Source organism: Streptomyces sp. N50 (genome assembly GCF_033335955.1).
Lineage (GTDB): Bacteria > Actinomycetota > Actinomycetes > Streptomycetales > Streptomycetaceae > Streptomyces.
The window spans coordinates 5,042,628-5,057,685 of record NZ_CP137549.1; the positions used below are offsets into that span (position 1 = coordinate 5,042,628).

Sequence of the window (15,058 nt, forward strand, 5' to 3'; positions counted from 1 at the left end):
GATCCGCTGTCTACGAGGCGCTTCGGACGTGGGGAACTGCGATACGGCCAGGGCAAGTGGGTCGGCCTCCGCATTGAGGGGGAGACAGGGGGCAAGGACGACAGCCCGTAGTTGACGACCACGGGCAGTGGGTTGCGGGAGATTCCCCGCAACCCACACTCCCGATGATGCGTTGCGGATCACCGCGCGCATCGGCCGAGGCGTTACGCGGCGGCTTCGCTCACCAGATCTTGGATGCTGCGAAGATCCTTGCGGCCAGCGAGGTAGCCGACTCCACGCTGTAGATGGACGCGGAGGGTGTGCGACACGGCCTCGTCCGTCGGCTCCGTTCCGTCTTGGAGGCAACGATGCTTCAGCAAGGCGAGGTAGATGTCACCTTGGGAGCCAGCGAAGGTCTTCCAGTCCATCTCCACGTTGGAGTCAGTGGGAACGTCCTTCACCAATGGTGTCGAGGGGTCCTGCAACGACATGGCGAGGGCCCACCGGCAGAGGATGTTCCAGTTCTTGATCCCGGTGGTCCGCTTGAGTCGGCTGAGCTGCTCTTTGGCCTGCTGGGACAGGCGGATTGTCTCAAGCGACATGTGAAGTTCCCCCGGTCCACCAGTAGCCGGGCTCAACCGACGTGGTGAACTCCTGGTCGTCATGGACGAGCGTGTACATGTGAGCGATGGACGGCTGGAGCCTGGTCAGAAGAGGTTCGTCAATTTCTTCATCCGTCGAGAGGAGCAGCACCTGATGGCTCGCGTGCGGGAAGTAGCGGTCGACCAAGTGCTCGCGGTGCTTGCTGTCCAGACGACCGAGCGGTGTATCGATCACGCTTGGCAGCCAGTTTCCTGCGACTCGAGCAAGTCCCCACAGCAGGGAGATGGCGAGAAGCTGCCTTTCGCCGGCGCTCAGACGCCCGGGGTCAATCGGCTCGTCGTCATCGCCGATGAGAGTGAGCCGGAACTTGTCCGTGTCGATCTGCAAGTTGCGGATGAGGCCGCTCTTCCGCATGAGCCGAGTAAGACTGTCGAGAACCGCGACTTCCAGTCGGTTGATATGACGCTTCAGCAGAGCGTCGCCGAACTTGTCGAGGGTGTCTCGGGCCCTGTTGGTGTAGGTGATGAGACGTGCCGAGTCTTCGGCCTTCTCGATACTCCGGACTCGTCCTTGGTGAGCTCGTTCCAGTTCACTCTTCAGCCGTTCCTGGCGTTGGAGATTCGCGGCGTAGTGTTCGGCTGCTGCGTTGACCTCAGCTTCGAGCATCGCCGCTTCGCGCATCGCGCGGTCCCGCTGGTCGAGCCGCTTAGTGATGGCTTCTTCGTCGGGGACGCTACCGAGGAGCCGATCGATACTCTCCAGCCGCTTCGCTTGTTTCGCTACCTGCGCAAGAACCTCCTTGGCACGAGTGCGCTCGTGTTCGAGGAGCTCACTCAGAGCTGAGAGCTTAGAAAGGGCCCCGTCTGAGAGATTAAGTGTGCGCTCTGCGGAGGAGTTATTCCTGCGGTTCTTCCTGTCGTGGTCGAGTTGCTTGGCGATAGCGTCGCGGTCCTTCTTGGGCAACGCATCGGCAAGCAACTCCATGATCCACTGGTCGCGCTGGTCGAGTACATCAACGACCTGGCTGTCTGCTGCCGTCGCGCTTTCACGTTCGGCCTGCTCTTGGACCGCTGTGATTTGAATTCCTAGCAACAGCAGTGGCAGAGGGCCGGCAGCGACTTTGTGGCGGAGTGCGTCTTGCGTGGCGGCGAGCTGTTTCGCGACTTCCTTACGTTCCGTTTCGAGCGCGGTCTGTCGGCGATACAGGTCACCTCCTTCCGTCTCGAAGGCGTGGTCGGCCTCAGCAAGCTTGTTCTTGGCGCCGTCCAGCTCTGCCTGCTTCTGCCCCTTCTTCTGGTAGGCGACGTCCACCTGTGCTTCGGCATCCGCATACGAAGCTTGGAGTTCATGGATGTGATCGATGATCTTCTGGTCTTCGTTCGACAGCTTGTGTCGACGCTGGAGTCCGAGCAGGTCGGAGCGCAGCTGCTCGATGGTGCTGACACCCAAGAGAGATTGCACAGCAGATTCAATGACGTTGGCCGCGCGGTCGGGATCGGCGAGTGATTCGATCTTCTCTCCGTCAAAGAAGAAGAGAGACGCAACTTCCAGCGGGAGTAGATCCTCAACGTAGTCAGGCCAGTTCTGGCTTGCCACGAAGTCGATCTTGTCGTTGATGAAGACGTTCGTGAACTCGTTGAGTGTCTTGCCGCTGACTTTCCAAGTGCGGTGGAGCTTGTAGATACGCTCCTCGCCGTCCACGGTGATGGAGAACTCCAGCGAGATGCCGGCACCAGCGGCGGGATCCGCTTGCCGATTGATGCTCTCGCGGAGATACGACTCGTAGGGGCGTGAACCGCGCCCGCTGCAGCGGGCGCGTGCCCCGTAGAGGACGAGTTGGATGGCGTCCAGAAGCGTGGTCTTGCCGCAGCCGTTGAGCCCGCCGATCAGCACAATAGGCTTTCCAGGCGTCGTCGTTAGATCGAGGAATTGCTTCCCGCGGTAGGCGCCAAAATCTTGGAGGGTGATGTTACGCAGAAGCATCGGTGCTCGCTTCAGTCAGCGGGAAAAGTGGGGTGTCGCGGCGCTTGCGCCTGCGGCGCGCGTTCTCGACGGCATCCTCTTCGTTCTCGTAGAAGCCCTTTTCCACCGCAGTCTCCAAAGCTTCGAAGAGACCTGAGCGACGGGTCATAGTGCGGAACCGGCGCTCCACTGCGAGAAGCTCTCGCATGGTCGAGAAGTGCAGCTCGTCGCCGTCGCAGACTTCGCGGAGCAGATCGATCTCCTCGGCGCCAATGGCGAGATGCTCATCCAAGGGGCGGCCAGGGAAGTCCTCGCCGGTCTCCTCTTTGTAAATACGCGGAAGCGAGTCCTCGACCTCGTGCTTCTCGAAGACCCAATGATGACGGATCTCATGGAGCTCTTCCATGGTGATGAGCTCGATGCTGCGTACGTGGTCCGGTACGTTCGGGTTGCCGCGGATGTAGGTCTGGGCATGAAGCAGTTTGCGGAGCCAGTCCTCCCGAGCCTTCTGGGTGTACGGGCCAGGGACGTTCCGGTCATTGAACAGCTGGATGTTGCCGTGCATCTTGCGGAAGTCACGCAGGTGACGGTCGTCGGCGACGTCCAGCTCGTTGCGAAGCTCCAAGAGTGGGAGCATCCACTCCTTCTCCTCGTCGTTCTGGATCATCGCGGACATGGACTTGTCCTTCTCGACCAGCGTGCATGTCCAGCAGCCGAAACGGCTGGAGCCGCATGAAGGGGTGGTGTCGTCGACGACCAAAGGGCACTCGCCGTCGCTCGATGCGCCTTGGTACATGGTGAGAAGGTCTTTGTTGTCGTGTCCCCAAGGGTTGGCCTGCTGCATCAGGAACAGCCACACGTCGTCGTTGGTCCAGTCTTCGACCGGGCTGTAGACAAGGGAGTTCGGTAGGTTGCCGTTAGGAGAGAGCCGATCGCGGACGCGACGCTTCTCGTGCTTTGCCATAGCCTTGGCGCGTGCCTGGCTCTCAGCCTTGCGGATGCCGAGGACGAGGATCGCCTCACCGTGGCGGCGTACGACTCGGCGGATGAAGCTGTTCGAAGGTCGGATCTTCAGGCGCTCGGTGCACCACCGAAACTTCGGGCGCGGGGCCGGATAACCACGGCCGATCAGTCCGACCCAGAAGGTGTCCTTGACCTCTGGGGTGAGTCGATGTGGCTCGATGGGGAGGTCTTGTTCCGCCGCTGCCTGGCGCATGGTCTCGAGCGACTGAGAGACCCAGCTCGCGACGATGGGGTTCTCTACGAGAGTGTCTGTGCTGATCACATGGACAGGCTTGGTCCGCTGCTCAGCTGGCAGCCCCTGAAGCGCGAGCCATACAAGCTGCAGAACCGCAGTGGAGTCCTTGCCACCGCTATAGCCAATGACCCATGGCACCTCATCGGCCACATACAACTCACGGATCTCATCCGTCAGTTCCGTGACGACTTCTGTCAGGCTGCGGCCTTGGAACGGCTTCCGCCCCGTCGGGGTGCTCATGCTTCTCCTAGTAGGTATGCGTCTTCCACGCTCTGCTCCTCGGGGGTGAGCTCAAGGCCGAGGTGATGGCGCAAGTAATTCACGGTCAAAGTGAGATTTTGCTGACTTTTCTGGACGCGTCCACCCGTCATGGCGCGCCCTTCCCAGTCTGTGTTGCTGCGGGACCAGTCCACAGTGCGCAGGGGTTTGAGTCGGCTGCGCCACTTCGCCGGGCTTGTTGACTCTTGGAGCAATGTGTTCCCTAGGCGTCCGAGAGCGTGCAGGGCGATGCCGTGGCTGTGGATGTAATCGCGGCGTACGTCTGGTGCAGAAAGGGTGCGCTGGCGGATCAGGGACCAGTCGGGGACCTGTGCATCGACAGCCTCCCAGTATGCCTGAGCCAGGGCGGCAGCCCTCTCGTTGTCGACCTTGACTCCCTGCAACAGGCACTTGGTGCCGAAGTGTAGAGCGCTCAGGGTGAACAGTTTGCGAGAGCGCTTGGAGAGATTGCTGCTCTCCATCTCGATATGCCCCTTGAAGACGGGGGACCGCATCGCGAGGAGGCGGGTCAAATTGGCCAGGTCGTCGCGATGGTCATAAAGCACCCCGATGGATCGTGCTGGACGCACGGCGTGGCGGTTCAAGTCGGCGAACATCTGCTGGCAGCGCTCGAGCCCCGCGTCATGGAAAAACACCACGGCGATGGTCTCGTTACCAAGCTCCGGGTTCTCTCGAAGAGCTTGCTCGATGGCCGCCCGTCTGTGCTGGCCGTCGTTGATGAGGAAGCGGGCCGACATGGGTACACGGATCTGGCCTGCGCGCATGCCGGGCCCCTCACCGGAGATGCCCTCGAAATGTATGTCGCCGTCGACTGAGGCGGTGAGGGCGCTAAAGACGTAATTGTCCGGGTTATCCAACAGGTAGCGGGTTAGAGCAGGGAGTCGTCCCTTGTTGAGCACGCGCTGTGCTCTGACCTCTGGGGCGAGCTCGTCGTCGTCAAACAAGAAGATCCGGGGGATGAGGCGCAGCGGACACATGGACACGTAGAACTCGCGTCCCGCCTGAACGCCGCGGATGGCCGGAAAAATGTAGTCGAAGCCGGCGGACGTTGCCTCGTCGGCGGTCTTCGTAGATGCGTGAGACTGCACGAGCGGAACGCTATCGTACGGAAGCAATAAGACGTGCACAGGATGCAGAAGTTACGTTCAAAGGCTTGGTGGACCTCGTGGTTACGTACCTAGACGCAGCAGCGACGACACGCGTGGACCCGCGTGTGGCAGACGTTGTCTTGCACTGGATGACCGAAGACTTCGGCAACGCGGGTAGCCGCACGCATGAGTACGGGACGCGGGCGAAGAGGGCGGTGCAGCAGGCGCGCGAGTACCTGGCAGGCACGGTCGCCGCCAAGTCGGAAGAGTTGATCTTCACGAGTGGGGCGACGGAGAGTAACAACATCGCGCTGCTCGGGCTTGCTCCCTATGGCGAGAAGAGTGGCCGGCGCCACATCATTACGTCGGCAATTGAGCACAAGGCGGTGTTGGAGCCTCTGGAGCACCTGCAGTCACGTGGCTTCGAGGTCGACTTCCTTCAGCCGGGTGCTTCTGGGCGCGTCAGTGCAGAAGCCGTCATGGCGAAGCTCCGCCCAGACACGCTTCTTGTGTCTCTGATGCATGTGAACAACGAGACGGGCATCATCCAACCTGTTGCCGAGTTGGCCGAGAAGCTGCGCGAGACGCAGACCTACTTCCATGTTGATGCTGCTCAGGGGTACGCGAAGGTGCCAGAAGACCTCACTGCGCCCATCGATATGATTAGCGTCAGCGGCCACAAGATCGGAGCGCCGAAGGGCGTCGGGACCCTGGTGGTCCGGCGTAGGGGCTGGGACCGAGTCCCCCTGGAACCGATCATGTTTGGAGGCGGCCAGGAGCGGAAGTTGCGACCGGGCACCTTGGCCGTACCGCTGATTATGGGGCTGGCTGAGGCTGCGAAGATCTTCCGGAGTGAGCGCGCTCAATGGCAGGATCGCGCCGCTGAGATCCGGGCTCGGCTGCTGGCAGGGCTGCAGAAGACCCGCTTTCGTATCAATGGGGATCAGGAGCACGCAGTCCCGCACATCCTGAACCTGTCCTTTGACGGCGTTGACGCCGAGGCGCTTATTGTTCGGCTCAAGCAGCAAGTTGCCGTGGCGACCGGGTCGGCGTGCACGAGTGCTTCGTACACGCCCAGCCACGTTCTAACCGCCATGGGGCTCCCCGAAGCTGTGGCGGCAAATGGGCTCAGGCTCTCCTGGTTCCCCAGCCAGGCGGACGACCTGAATGTCGAGGAACTGGTTGACGCCGTTGTGGAGCTTCAGCCTGACTCGGCCTGAGAGCGATCAGCTCTGCAGGCGGCGTACCAAGCGATGCCCTCGGAGAGTACGGCCGCACCGGTTCAGCTCGGCTTCCCAGCCATTCTCGGTACCGATGAGGTGTGGATGCTCGTACAGACCCGCGCGCAGCTCGGACTCCGTGAGGCGTCGGTAGCGGGGCACATCCGGGTCATCCGGTGTTAGGAACTCGTGCTTGCGGTGGAGCAAGGGGCGGTTCGCCGAGTTCGCGTATGACATGTGCGAGGTCTCGAGTGTCTGGAGATCGACGTGGTAGGAGGAGAGGAGTCGCGGATGCGGGTCCTTGTCGAATTCCGGGTAGTCGAGCCAACTGACCCCTCGACCCTGGTGCTTGAGCTTCGCGATCGTCCACTCCTGAGGCCGGCCGGCGGCGATCGACGCACAGTGCTCGTAAAGGCGCAGGATGGTCGGCATGTGGTCGATGGCCCGGCGGTGGACGTAGAGGGCGGTCGGGGTCAATTTTCCGACTGCTGAGGCGTTCATCGCGCCGCGCACGTACGTGTTGTCCCGAAGCTTGAGAAGAAGTCGGTCGGAGCGCTGACAGGCTTCCTTGTACGAGGAGAAGAAGGCCCGGACGTCCAGTTGGACGCTGAACGGGAGGCTGTTGAACGGCCCTCGGCCGTTGAAGAGCTCAACGGCGAGGAAGAGCAGTGTGTTGAGGGTGGTGCGCTTGCCTCCCTCGGCGGTCTTCTCGGGATCGGCGGAGTCGCGGATCAGTCGCTTTAGTTCGCTGGGCTTCAGATGTGCCAGGAGTTCCGCCACGGCACGCGGCATCTCTTCCACCCGCGGCGGCCGCCCCCGGCGCTCGACGTGGTCAACGAGCGCAGTGATCGCTGAGGCGGTGTCTTTAGAAGCAAGCCACTCGGCATCCGGAACGATCCGGTGCGCGAGGTAGCTGAGGCGCGCGGTGTCATCCTTGAAGGCGTAGACGATGCCCGGAGCAGCGGATACACAGCGCGTGCCAGTGATCTCTTCGACGTAGTTCCGGAGTTCGCTGGCGCCGAACAGGTGCTGGAAAGTCTGCCGGCTGGTGAGAAGGCCATCACTGAACTCTTCGCCCCGAACCTTGGACTTCTCCCAGGTGAGTCGAGCTGATGCGATGAGGACGGTGTTGGCCAACTGCCATGCCTGCATCAGGGTGTGGCGGCGTTCCGCGGGATCCTCGATGACGTTGAGTACGTAAGTAAGGAGCACAACATCGGCCTGCTCCAGTTTCGTCTCTGGCTGGTAGTACGGATCCCAACCAGTGATTCGGCAGTCCAGTCGATCGAGTGAGCGTACGTCGCCGCCTCGCCCGCAGCCATAGTCGAGGATCGTCCGTTCCGGGACGAGCTGTCTGTCTGCGAGGGCCTGGCGAGCGGGGACGGAGAGTGCAGCTCGTCCGATCGCGGTGAGACGGCGTTCGCTGTTCCAGGTCTGCTGCATGGGGTCCTCGCATGTGCGGGGATTTGGGACGGTCGCAGAGTAGTAGCGAACGGGCTGGCGCGGAGGGCGTTCGCCCGATCATGAGTCGATCGCGTGGTGGGCTGCGCAACTGGAGGCTGAGAGCTCGGACAGCTCGACCCAAGTCCGCGGTGGGCTTGGCCGGCCCCCCCCCGAATGCCCCCGTAGCGCTCGCGAAACAGCGAGATGCGTACTTCCTCGTAGTCGTCGCGAGTGAGATGGGCCGCCCCCTTTACGCTGGTGTAGGAGGAGCCATCAGAGCGCCCCGACGAGCAGGTTATCGCCCTGGAAGGAAGCCGCAGAGATCAGCTTCCGGACGCGTGCGTCAGCTCGAGACAGGCGCGTCGCTCGACCAGAACGTCGACCGCACGTTCGGCGCCGGCAGTTTCTGCTTCGAGTAGTCCGGGCCGTTCGGCGTGCTGGTTGGCGGTGCAACCTCGGACTTTTCCGCACACGGGGTGGTGACGCTCACGTGGGCCTGGCCGGTGGTCCCGATCAGGACTTCGAGCTGGAAGCCGTCCTGGGTCTCGAAGTTGGCTGCCAGCCCGTTCTGACTCGTGGCGACGAGCTTGTAGCCCTTGCTCTTCCAGTGGCGTTTCAACACCCCGAGGAAACTGCCACGCCGTTCGGTCGAGATGATCGTCATGACGGAACGATCACGGTCCACATAGCAGTCACCCGGCATTGAGTACGTGTGAGTCCACTGAACGGGAGGCTTGATGGCCGCGAACGTCTCGTCCAAAATTACGTCCGCCTTGTCGGCCGCCTCTTGCATGTTCATCTTCGATTGGCTTTCCTTGCTTGAGGACGCGGTACCTGTCGAGCCGCACCCGGCCAGAAGCAGAACCAGCACTGCGGCCGCTGTAACCCTTTTCCTCATCGCGGCGTCTCCCTCGTTACGTATCCCGGCTGTCCTGCGACGATGGCGGCGATGTTTCGCGCAGAAACCTTGTCCTTCCCTTCCTCTGGAGAGAAGTAATTACTATGGGCTTCGATACTCAACTTCGAGTCCAACACGTCGGGGAAGGCAGGCTGGGCCAGCTCCGGTCCGGGCAACGTCTCGAATCTGTTGGCGCCGAACGCTTTGCTTGCCGGGTCCTTCCCGAACCAGATGTCATCGTCACCCTGGTCTGCGATTTCCCCTCCGACGTACGCGCCAAGCGGCCCTCCTCCGAAGAACCCCATGGTTCCTGCCACAGCTTCCTTTGACGAGGGGAGCTTGGTGACGATGTCGTTCTCGGCTGCTCCCACCCAGACGTGGTCCTTGCCCACCCCCAGGTCCGCCGCCTTGTCAACGCCGACGCCGGGACTGCCGACGAGGATGATGTCATCGGCCCCCGGAATCCCTCCCGCCTCCTGTGTGGCGGCCCCCACCAGTCGGGAACCATAGGAATGTCCAATGGCAGTGATATGGGGATCGGCATGTTCATTGGTTGCCGAAATTCCGCTCATGAAACTGTTGTACGCAGGGGCGCCGTGCTCGGCGTCGTCCGTAGTCATCACATCGATCGATTGAGGAGCGTCGTAGCCGAGCCATACGATCGCGGATGAGGAGGGATCGATACCCTGGGCATCCTTAGCCGTATCGAAGGCACGTTTCACGGTGCCGTCGGCGAAACCGGAATTGAGTTTAGTGCCCAAGCCGGGTACATAGGCTGAGACGTTCTTTGAGGTGTCGGGATTTCCGAAGGCGACGATCGCTCTCCCGTTTCCTTCGAGACCGACCCCCAGAAGGAACATTGGTGGCTGACTGCCCGAGTTGAGCTTGGTCTGGATACCCTTCAGCCCGTCAAGCTTGTCTTTGGACGCCTCGTCGTGTCGGCCGTCCAACTGCGCGATGAGAAGCTGAATGTTCTCGCGGTTTGCTTCGTCGCGGACCACGGCCGGGATGCCGTCCAGGTTTCCGATGATCTCCGGGAAGGCGGCCTTGTACTCCTCGCGTTCCTCGTTGCTGAGGTTGTCCCACCACTTCTTGCGGTCGGCGGTCGACTTGTCCAACGGGATGTGGTCCGCGATGTAGCCACTCGCGGCAGAGCTCACGGCATCGACGTCGGACGCCACGTCCGCCCATGTCTTGGTGTTGACGTTCAGACCTGGCGCCGCCTTGAGCTTGCGCAGCGCCTTGCTGTACCGATCGTCGATCTCCTGGGCTTCCCGTACGGCGTAGGTGATGCGGTCGGCGATGTCCACGGCTTTGGCGTGGTGCGGGTTCGCACTCTTGAGCTGGGGATCGTTCGGCGCCAGCCCCGGTGATTGGAATCCGGTGTTGTTGCCCGTGATCAGGCCGTTGTTGGCCAGGACCGTGCCGCCGGGGATCGGCTCACCGGTGAGCTCGTTCTTCCCGCCTGCGGGATACGTGATGGCGCCGTCCTCGCTGACGGTGTACGCCAGCGCGGCCGCGTCGTCCAGCGCGTCAGTCAGGCGCCGCTTGGGGGCGGCGATTTCGGACGAGAAGCCGTCGAGGGCTCCGGTGATCAGACCGCACTCCACCTGGGAGTAGTGGAAGTCCTCGGACAGCTTCTGCAGCTGCTTGAGCGCCGCATCTGCGGCCTCGCCCTCGTTGGCCTTGTGCATGTCTGTGGTGATCTGTTTGTCGATGCGATCCTTGGCTGCGTCAGCCATGTCACTCACCGCACGATAGCCGTCCGCCGCTTCTGCGTACTCCGACGGGTTGATGGCTTTGAGCGTACTGAGGTCCATGCCTCCAGATCACCGGCCCTTGCCCGAGTCACCGGAAGCGGGCGTCTCCTCGGAGTGGACCTTCAGCTTGGCGATCTCGGTCTTGATGGCCTCGTCGGTCCTCAGCTGGTCGTTACCCGTCTTCTCCAGCACGCCGGCGAGCCCGTCGCAGAGTTCACCGATGTCCTTCACGCGGCGCTCCCAGGAGTCGTACACACCCTTCTGGGCAGCTGCGGTCAGACATCCGGAACCCTTATCGAGCCCTGTCTGGCCTTCCTCCAGCTTCGCCAGCGCTTTGCCGGTGTTGTCCCGCAGATCGCCGACGCCTTCCGCCGCCTTGGACCAGGCCGCCTTGTCCGACCTCAATTTGCCGGAAGGAGTGCCGGCGCTACTCGTGCCGCTGCCCCCCTGGTCAGCCGGCAGCTGGTTGAGCTGCATCCGCGTGGAGTGCCGCTCGACCGCAGTGGCCTTGAGCTCTTCCCACTCCTCCCACGCCATGCGTGGCCCCTCCCCGTGTCTCGTCGTACGTCCGGAATGGACGTGACCGTGACCGTACGACCGGAACGTTGTAAATGTTCGCAGCAGTCACATCGCAATGACCGAGACGTACGGTAGCGCCCCTTCACCGTGCGTCCCATCCGCTACCGCAACCAGGACGGCTGAGTATCCGTACTCATGCGTGGCGAGTCTGCTGTGGCGTGCTTCCTTCAGTGAGTCGGTGGGTCAGGTTCGCTCTCCCTGGTTGGATGGGCCACTGGTACTCGATGCGCTGGTGGGCGGCATGAACGTCGAGTGGGGGTGGGACAGTTGATTCGCAGGGGCCGTGGACACCGGCGGCGAAGCGAAGCGGCTCTGACGCCTGCGGGCGACGACGAAGGCCACGATCGCTCCTCCGAGGAGTACGGCAGCACCGATGCCCAGCCCAATCCAGAGGGTGCTGTTGCCTTCATCGTCCTTGGACGCGGAGGCTGCCGCGGTAGAGCTGTCATCCTTTGCTGGCGCACCCGTGCCCTGTGCGTCGGAGGTGCCCGAAGAGGGGGAGTTGGCGCCCGCGGCTGCGAGGTCCGGGAGGGGGTACCTGTCCGCGAGCCCAGGGTCGCCGGGGTCCGTCAGTGCGATGCGGGGGCGTACGGCGCCGTAGCCGAGGTAGTCGGTGCGGTTCTTGCCGCTCTTGGGTTTGCTGGCGGTGTTGAGCATGACCCGCAGGACCTGGTTGTTGGTCCAGCCGGGGTGCTTGGACCAGATCAGGGCGGCGGAGGCGGAGGCGAGGGCGGTGGCGTCGCTGGTGCCGCGCGTCTCGCACACCTTGGTGCTGGACTCGAGGCAGGCGGCGACGATGTCGGCTCCTGGCGCGACCAGGTCGACCTGGGGCCCGTGCTGGGACTCCTTCGTCGTCTTGACGTTTCTGTCGATCGCCCCGATGCCCACCACACCGGGAATCGCCGCCGGGTACTCGACTTCGTTGAGGGCGTCTCCGGTGTTGCCCACGGCCGCGAAGATCAGCTTGCCCTTGGACAGGGCGTAGTTGACGGAGTCGGTCAGCTGCCGTGAGTGGGCCGTGCTACCCAGCGAGATGTTGATGACCTTGGCGTCCGAATCCGCCGCGAACCGGATGGCCTTGGCCGTGCTGGTGGCGAAGTCGTCCTGGTTGCCGTCGGTACGGTTGCGCTCGACGAAGTCAGGTACGCGGATCGGCATGATCTTCGCGCCCGGGGCCAGGCCGTAGGAGCCGTTGGTGGCGCCTCTGCCACCGGTACCGGCGATGATGACCGCCATGCTGGTGCCGTGGCCGTCATAGTCCGTGCGTTCGTCTCCGGCGCGTTTGGAGAAGTCCTTCCCCGCCACGATCTGGCCCTGCAGGTCGGGGATGTCGGCTTGGACGCCGCTGTCGATCAACGCGACGGTGACGCCTTTACCCGTGCTGGTCTTCCACATCTGCTGGGCCTGCATGGCGTCGAGGTACCACTGCTGGCTGCGGATGGTGTCAGCGTCCGCGGGCGTGACGGCGACGCTCGCGAGCAGGACGCCTGCCACGGCGGACACGACCGGTCCGCGTCGTCTGGCCTGCTTGCTGCGGGTGCGCATGTTCGTCCTTCTCGTCGGCGTGTTCGTCGAGGCTGCTCGTGGTGCGGTCGATGCTCAGTCGGTTGTCGGCGGGATGACGCGCTGGTCGCCTTGGTGCCGGTTGCTCCCGTCGTCCGCCTGGTCCTCCGAACGGTCGCGGGTGCGTTCACCACGAGGGGAGCGGTCAGCGCGGCCCGGGGGAGCGGCAGAGCCACCGCGGGTCGTTCCGCCGCCTTGCGGCAGTGTGCCGTCGGCATTCGCGTTCGCTCCGCGTACGAGTCCCTCACCTCCCGGGGTGAACAGCGCCCTTCTGCGCTGCGGGGCCTGCTTCGGCTGCCCGCCGATGATCCCACCGGACTGGGCGGGCGACCTCGGGCCGCCCCTCGCCGCACCTTCCCGACCTGGTACGCGTTCGCCGCTGCGGGCGGCCGGTGTCGCGCCCTTGCTCGTACCCCCTGCGACGCCGCCACGGCCCATCAGGGTCTGCTGCTCGTTCGGGGTGCCGCCGACGACCGTGCCGCGGGGAATCGCACCGGTGGATCGTCCGGCGGGAGAGATGGGGCGGCCGCCGGTGATGCCGTTGGTGCTCCTGGCCGACGTGGGACCGGGCAGTCCCCTCCCTGATGTGCGCGGGGTACCGGTACCAGCACCGGACATACCGGGGACAGGCGATGCGGGCAGCCCGCGGCCGGGTACGCGCGAGCTGCCGGAGGCACCTGGCTCGGAGGGCGTGCGCAGTGAACTTCGGGCGCCGTACGCGGGACGACCTCCGCCAGCCCCAGTGCCTGGCGGAAATGTCGTAGTGCCTCCGAATGCGGGTGGGAGCACACCGGTTGGCGACGATGTCCTGCCGTCCGGGCTGCTCACTCCCGCGAGCGGGGCCGTTCCGGCGGCCGGGGCTGATGGGGTGGAAGGAAGTGTTTCCACGCTGTCGATCGCCGTGTTCGTCGGGATCGTGGTGTTCGGCGGGTGCGTATGGCCGCCCGGGACCGTATCGGGCACGTGCGCCACGCTCGCGGCGTGGTGCGGTGCGGACACCTGAGGCGCTGAACTTGTCCCGCTCAAATCGGAGTCGACAACTGCCCTCCGCTCTGAGGTCTCCACTGGCGTGACGGACCCATGGCCAGTCGGAACGGAGACCGGGGTTTCACCACGGGCCTCGGGGACGAACCGCTCCGGCAGCTTCGGGAACTCGGGCGCCTCCAGGGCGTCAATCTGCTCCGTCGAGGCCGTGTACGACTGGGCGAGTTTGATCATCAGGCCGGTGGCATCGGCGCTGTCGTTGGCGTACCGGGTCTTGGCCGTCTTCACCTCGCTGTTCGAGGGACCGCCGTCGTGGTTGCCGACGTCCGTCGCCTTCGCCGCGTGCGCGTCGAGCACCGACCGCGCGGCGGCGCTCTGCTTCTGAAGGATCTCCAGTTGGGGCTTGACCTCGTGGAGCGTGTCCGCGGCGTGGCCGAGCCACTTGCCCGCGGACTCGCTGTAGTCGCCCAGGCCCAGGGTGGCCAGCGCAGCCTGGTTGCACCACGTCCGGAACGCCTCGCCGCCCTCGCCGTCCCACTCGACCGCCATGCTGTGCGTGCGCAGGACGCCGCCGATCTCCTTGATCGTCTTGGCGGCCTCGGTCAGCAGCTCGCCGAGTTCCGTGGCCGTCGCACCGTCCGCGGGCTCGACCATGGCCCACAGCTCCTCCGGATTGTGGGCAACGAACCGGGTCTCCTTGACCATCTGCCAGGCCCGACTGCCCCAGTCAGACATGAAGTTGCCCCGCCTTCCCTGCCGCGGGCACCGTGCTGCCGCTCTTCGTCGACACCGACATCACAGGCCGCCGACTTGCTCATCCGCCGGCTGGGAGCCCTGTTGGTCGCGGGCCGATCCGTTCGACGCGACGCTGGCGTGTGCCCTCGCCCCCGGACCCGCCTCGTCAGCGATCAACTGGTCCGCCTCGACCCGGATCCGGGTCAAGCGGTCGCGGATGTCGTCGTCGAGGTTGTGATAGCCGCTCTTCGATGCGTCGACCGTGACGACCAGCCCCTCGATCTGCAGCGCCAGCATCTTGGACAGCTGCTCCAGGCGGGAGTGCACGCGGGTATAGGAGGTGTGCAGCGCGTCGGCCTCGTCGAAGCTCCCCAGCCGTCCTGTCGGGAGGCCACCGCCGGCGATCCGTCGCGGGGCGGCCTTCGATTCCTCCAGTTGGGTCAAGAGATCGTCGACCCGCTTCTTGAAGGTCGTCAGCGTCTCGCCCTCGACGCGCAGCGCCTGCGCTGCAGCGGCACCGACACCGGCGAAGGGCCCGATGCCCGACGCGGTGATTGCGCCGACAGCCGCTTCCAGCCCAGCGGCAGTTGCCTGCGGATCCCCCGTGCTGTCGACCGCCACCGCTTCCTCCCCGTACGACACGTTGCTCAGCGAGTCCCTCGACCGCTCACTGGCAGTGCCCCATCCGTAACAGATGCAACTCAGCA

At 64.0% G+C, this 15,058-nt stretch carries 12 protein-coding genes; 1 reads left to right on the forward strand and 11 read right to left on the reverse strand.

Translation table 11 applies throughout. The features are described from left to right. Positions 1–203: 203 nt before the first annotated feature. The 4 genes from dndE to dndB are packed head-to-tail and all read right to left on the reverse strand — an operon-like array spanning position 204 to position 5,169. On the reverse strand, positions 204–581 hold the full coding sequence (gene dndE / locus R2B38_RS22520) for a DNA sulfur modification protein DndE (RefSeq protein ID WP_318017857.1): 378 nt from the start codon (positions 579–581) through the stop codon (positions 204–206). Then, positions 571–2,565: a DNA sulfur modification protein DndD gene (gene dndD / locus R2B38_RS22525; RefSeq protein ID WP_318017858.1), complete on the reverse strand. Its 1,995-nt coding sequence runs from the start codon at positions 2,563–2,565 to the stop codon at positions 571–573. Before dndD ends, dndE begins: the two co-directional genes overlap by 11 nt. Next, positions 2,552–4,042 carry a DNA phosphorothioation system sulfurtransferase DndC gene (dndC, locus tag R2B38_RS22530; RefSeq protein ID WP_318017859.1) on the reverse strand — a complete coding sequence of 497 codons (1,491 nt, stop codon included), beginning with the start codon at positions 4,040–4,042 and terminating at the stop codon, positions 2,552–2,554. Before dndC ends, dndD begins: the two co-directional genes overlap by 14 nt. Next, positions 4,039–5,169 (reverse strand): DNA sulfur modification protein DndB, encoded by a 1,131-nt coding sequence (gene dndB, locus R2B38_RS22535; RefSeq protein ID WP_318017860.1) that lies wholly within the window; start codon positions 5,167–5,169, stop codon positions 4,039–4,041. Before dndB ends, dndC begins: the two co-directional genes overlap by 4 nt. 68 nt (positions 5,170–5,237) lie before the next feature. Here dndB and dndA point away from each other — a divergent pair, with 68 nt between their 5' ends. Continuing rightward, positions 5,238–6,389: a cysteine desulfurase DndA gene (dndA, locus tag R2B38_RS22540; RefSeq protein ID WP_318021764.1), complete on the forward strand. Its 1,152-nt coding sequence runs from the start codon at positions 5,238–5,240 to the stop codon at positions 6,387–6,389. Positions 6,390–6,395: 6 nt separating this feature from the next. On the opposite strand, the gene R2B38_RS22545 is transcribed toward dndA, so the two are convergent. The 7 genes from R2B38_RS22545 to R2B38_RS22575 all read right to left on the reverse strand — a co-directional run bounded on the left by R2B38_RS22545 (position 6,396) and on the right by R2B38_RS22575 (position 14,972). Next, on the reverse strand, positions 6,396–7,832 hold the full coding sequence (locus R2B38_RS22545) for a DNA phosphorothioation-associated putative methyltransferase (protein WP_318017861.1): 1,437 nt from the start codon (positions 7,830–7,832) through the stop codon (positions 6,396–6,398). A 343-nt stretch (positions 7,833–8,175) separates the two neighbouring features. Beyond that, positions 8,176–8,703, reverse strand: a complete 528-nt coding sequence (locus tag R2B38_RS22550; RefSeq protein ID WP_318017862.1) for a hypothetical protein — start codon at positions 8,701–8,703, stop codon at positions 8,176–8,178. Positions 8,704–8,726: 23 nt separating this feature from the next. Further along, positions 8,727–10,550, reverse strand: a complete 1,824-nt coding sequence (locus tag R2B38_RS22555) for an alpha/beta hydrolase (RefSeq protein WP_318017863.1) — start codon at positions 10,548–10,550, stop codon at positions 8,727–8,729. A gap of 9 nt (positions 10,551–10,559) precedes the next feature. Further along, complete coding sequence (locus R2B38_RS22560) at positions 10,560–11,027, reverse strand: hypothetical protein (protein ID WP_318017864.1); 468 nt, start codon at positions 11,025–11,027, stop codon at positions 10,560–10,562. A 225-nt stretch (positions 11,028–11,252) separates the two neighbouring features. After that, on the reverse strand, positions 11,253–12,614 hold the full coding sequence (gene mycP / locus R2B38_RS22565) for a type VII secretion-associated serine protease mycosin (RefSeq protein ID WP_318017865.1): 1,362 nt from the start codon (positions 12,612–12,614) through the stop codon (positions 11,253–11,255). A gap of 54 nt (positions 12,615–12,668) precedes the next feature. After that, positions 12,669–14,351, reverse strand: a complete 1,683-nt coding sequence (locus R2B38_RS22570; RefSeq protein ID WP_318017866.1) for a hypothetical protein — start codon at positions 14,349–14,351, stop codon at positions 12,669–12,671. A gap of 60 nt (positions 14,352–14,411) precedes the next feature. Then, positions 14,412–14,972: a hypothetical protein gene (locus tag R2B38_RS22575; protein ID WP_318017867.1), complete on the reverse strand. Its 561-nt coding sequence runs from the start codon at positions 14,970–14,972 to the stop codon at positions 14,412–14,414. Between the last annotated feature and the right edge of the window lie 86 nt (positions 14,973–15,058).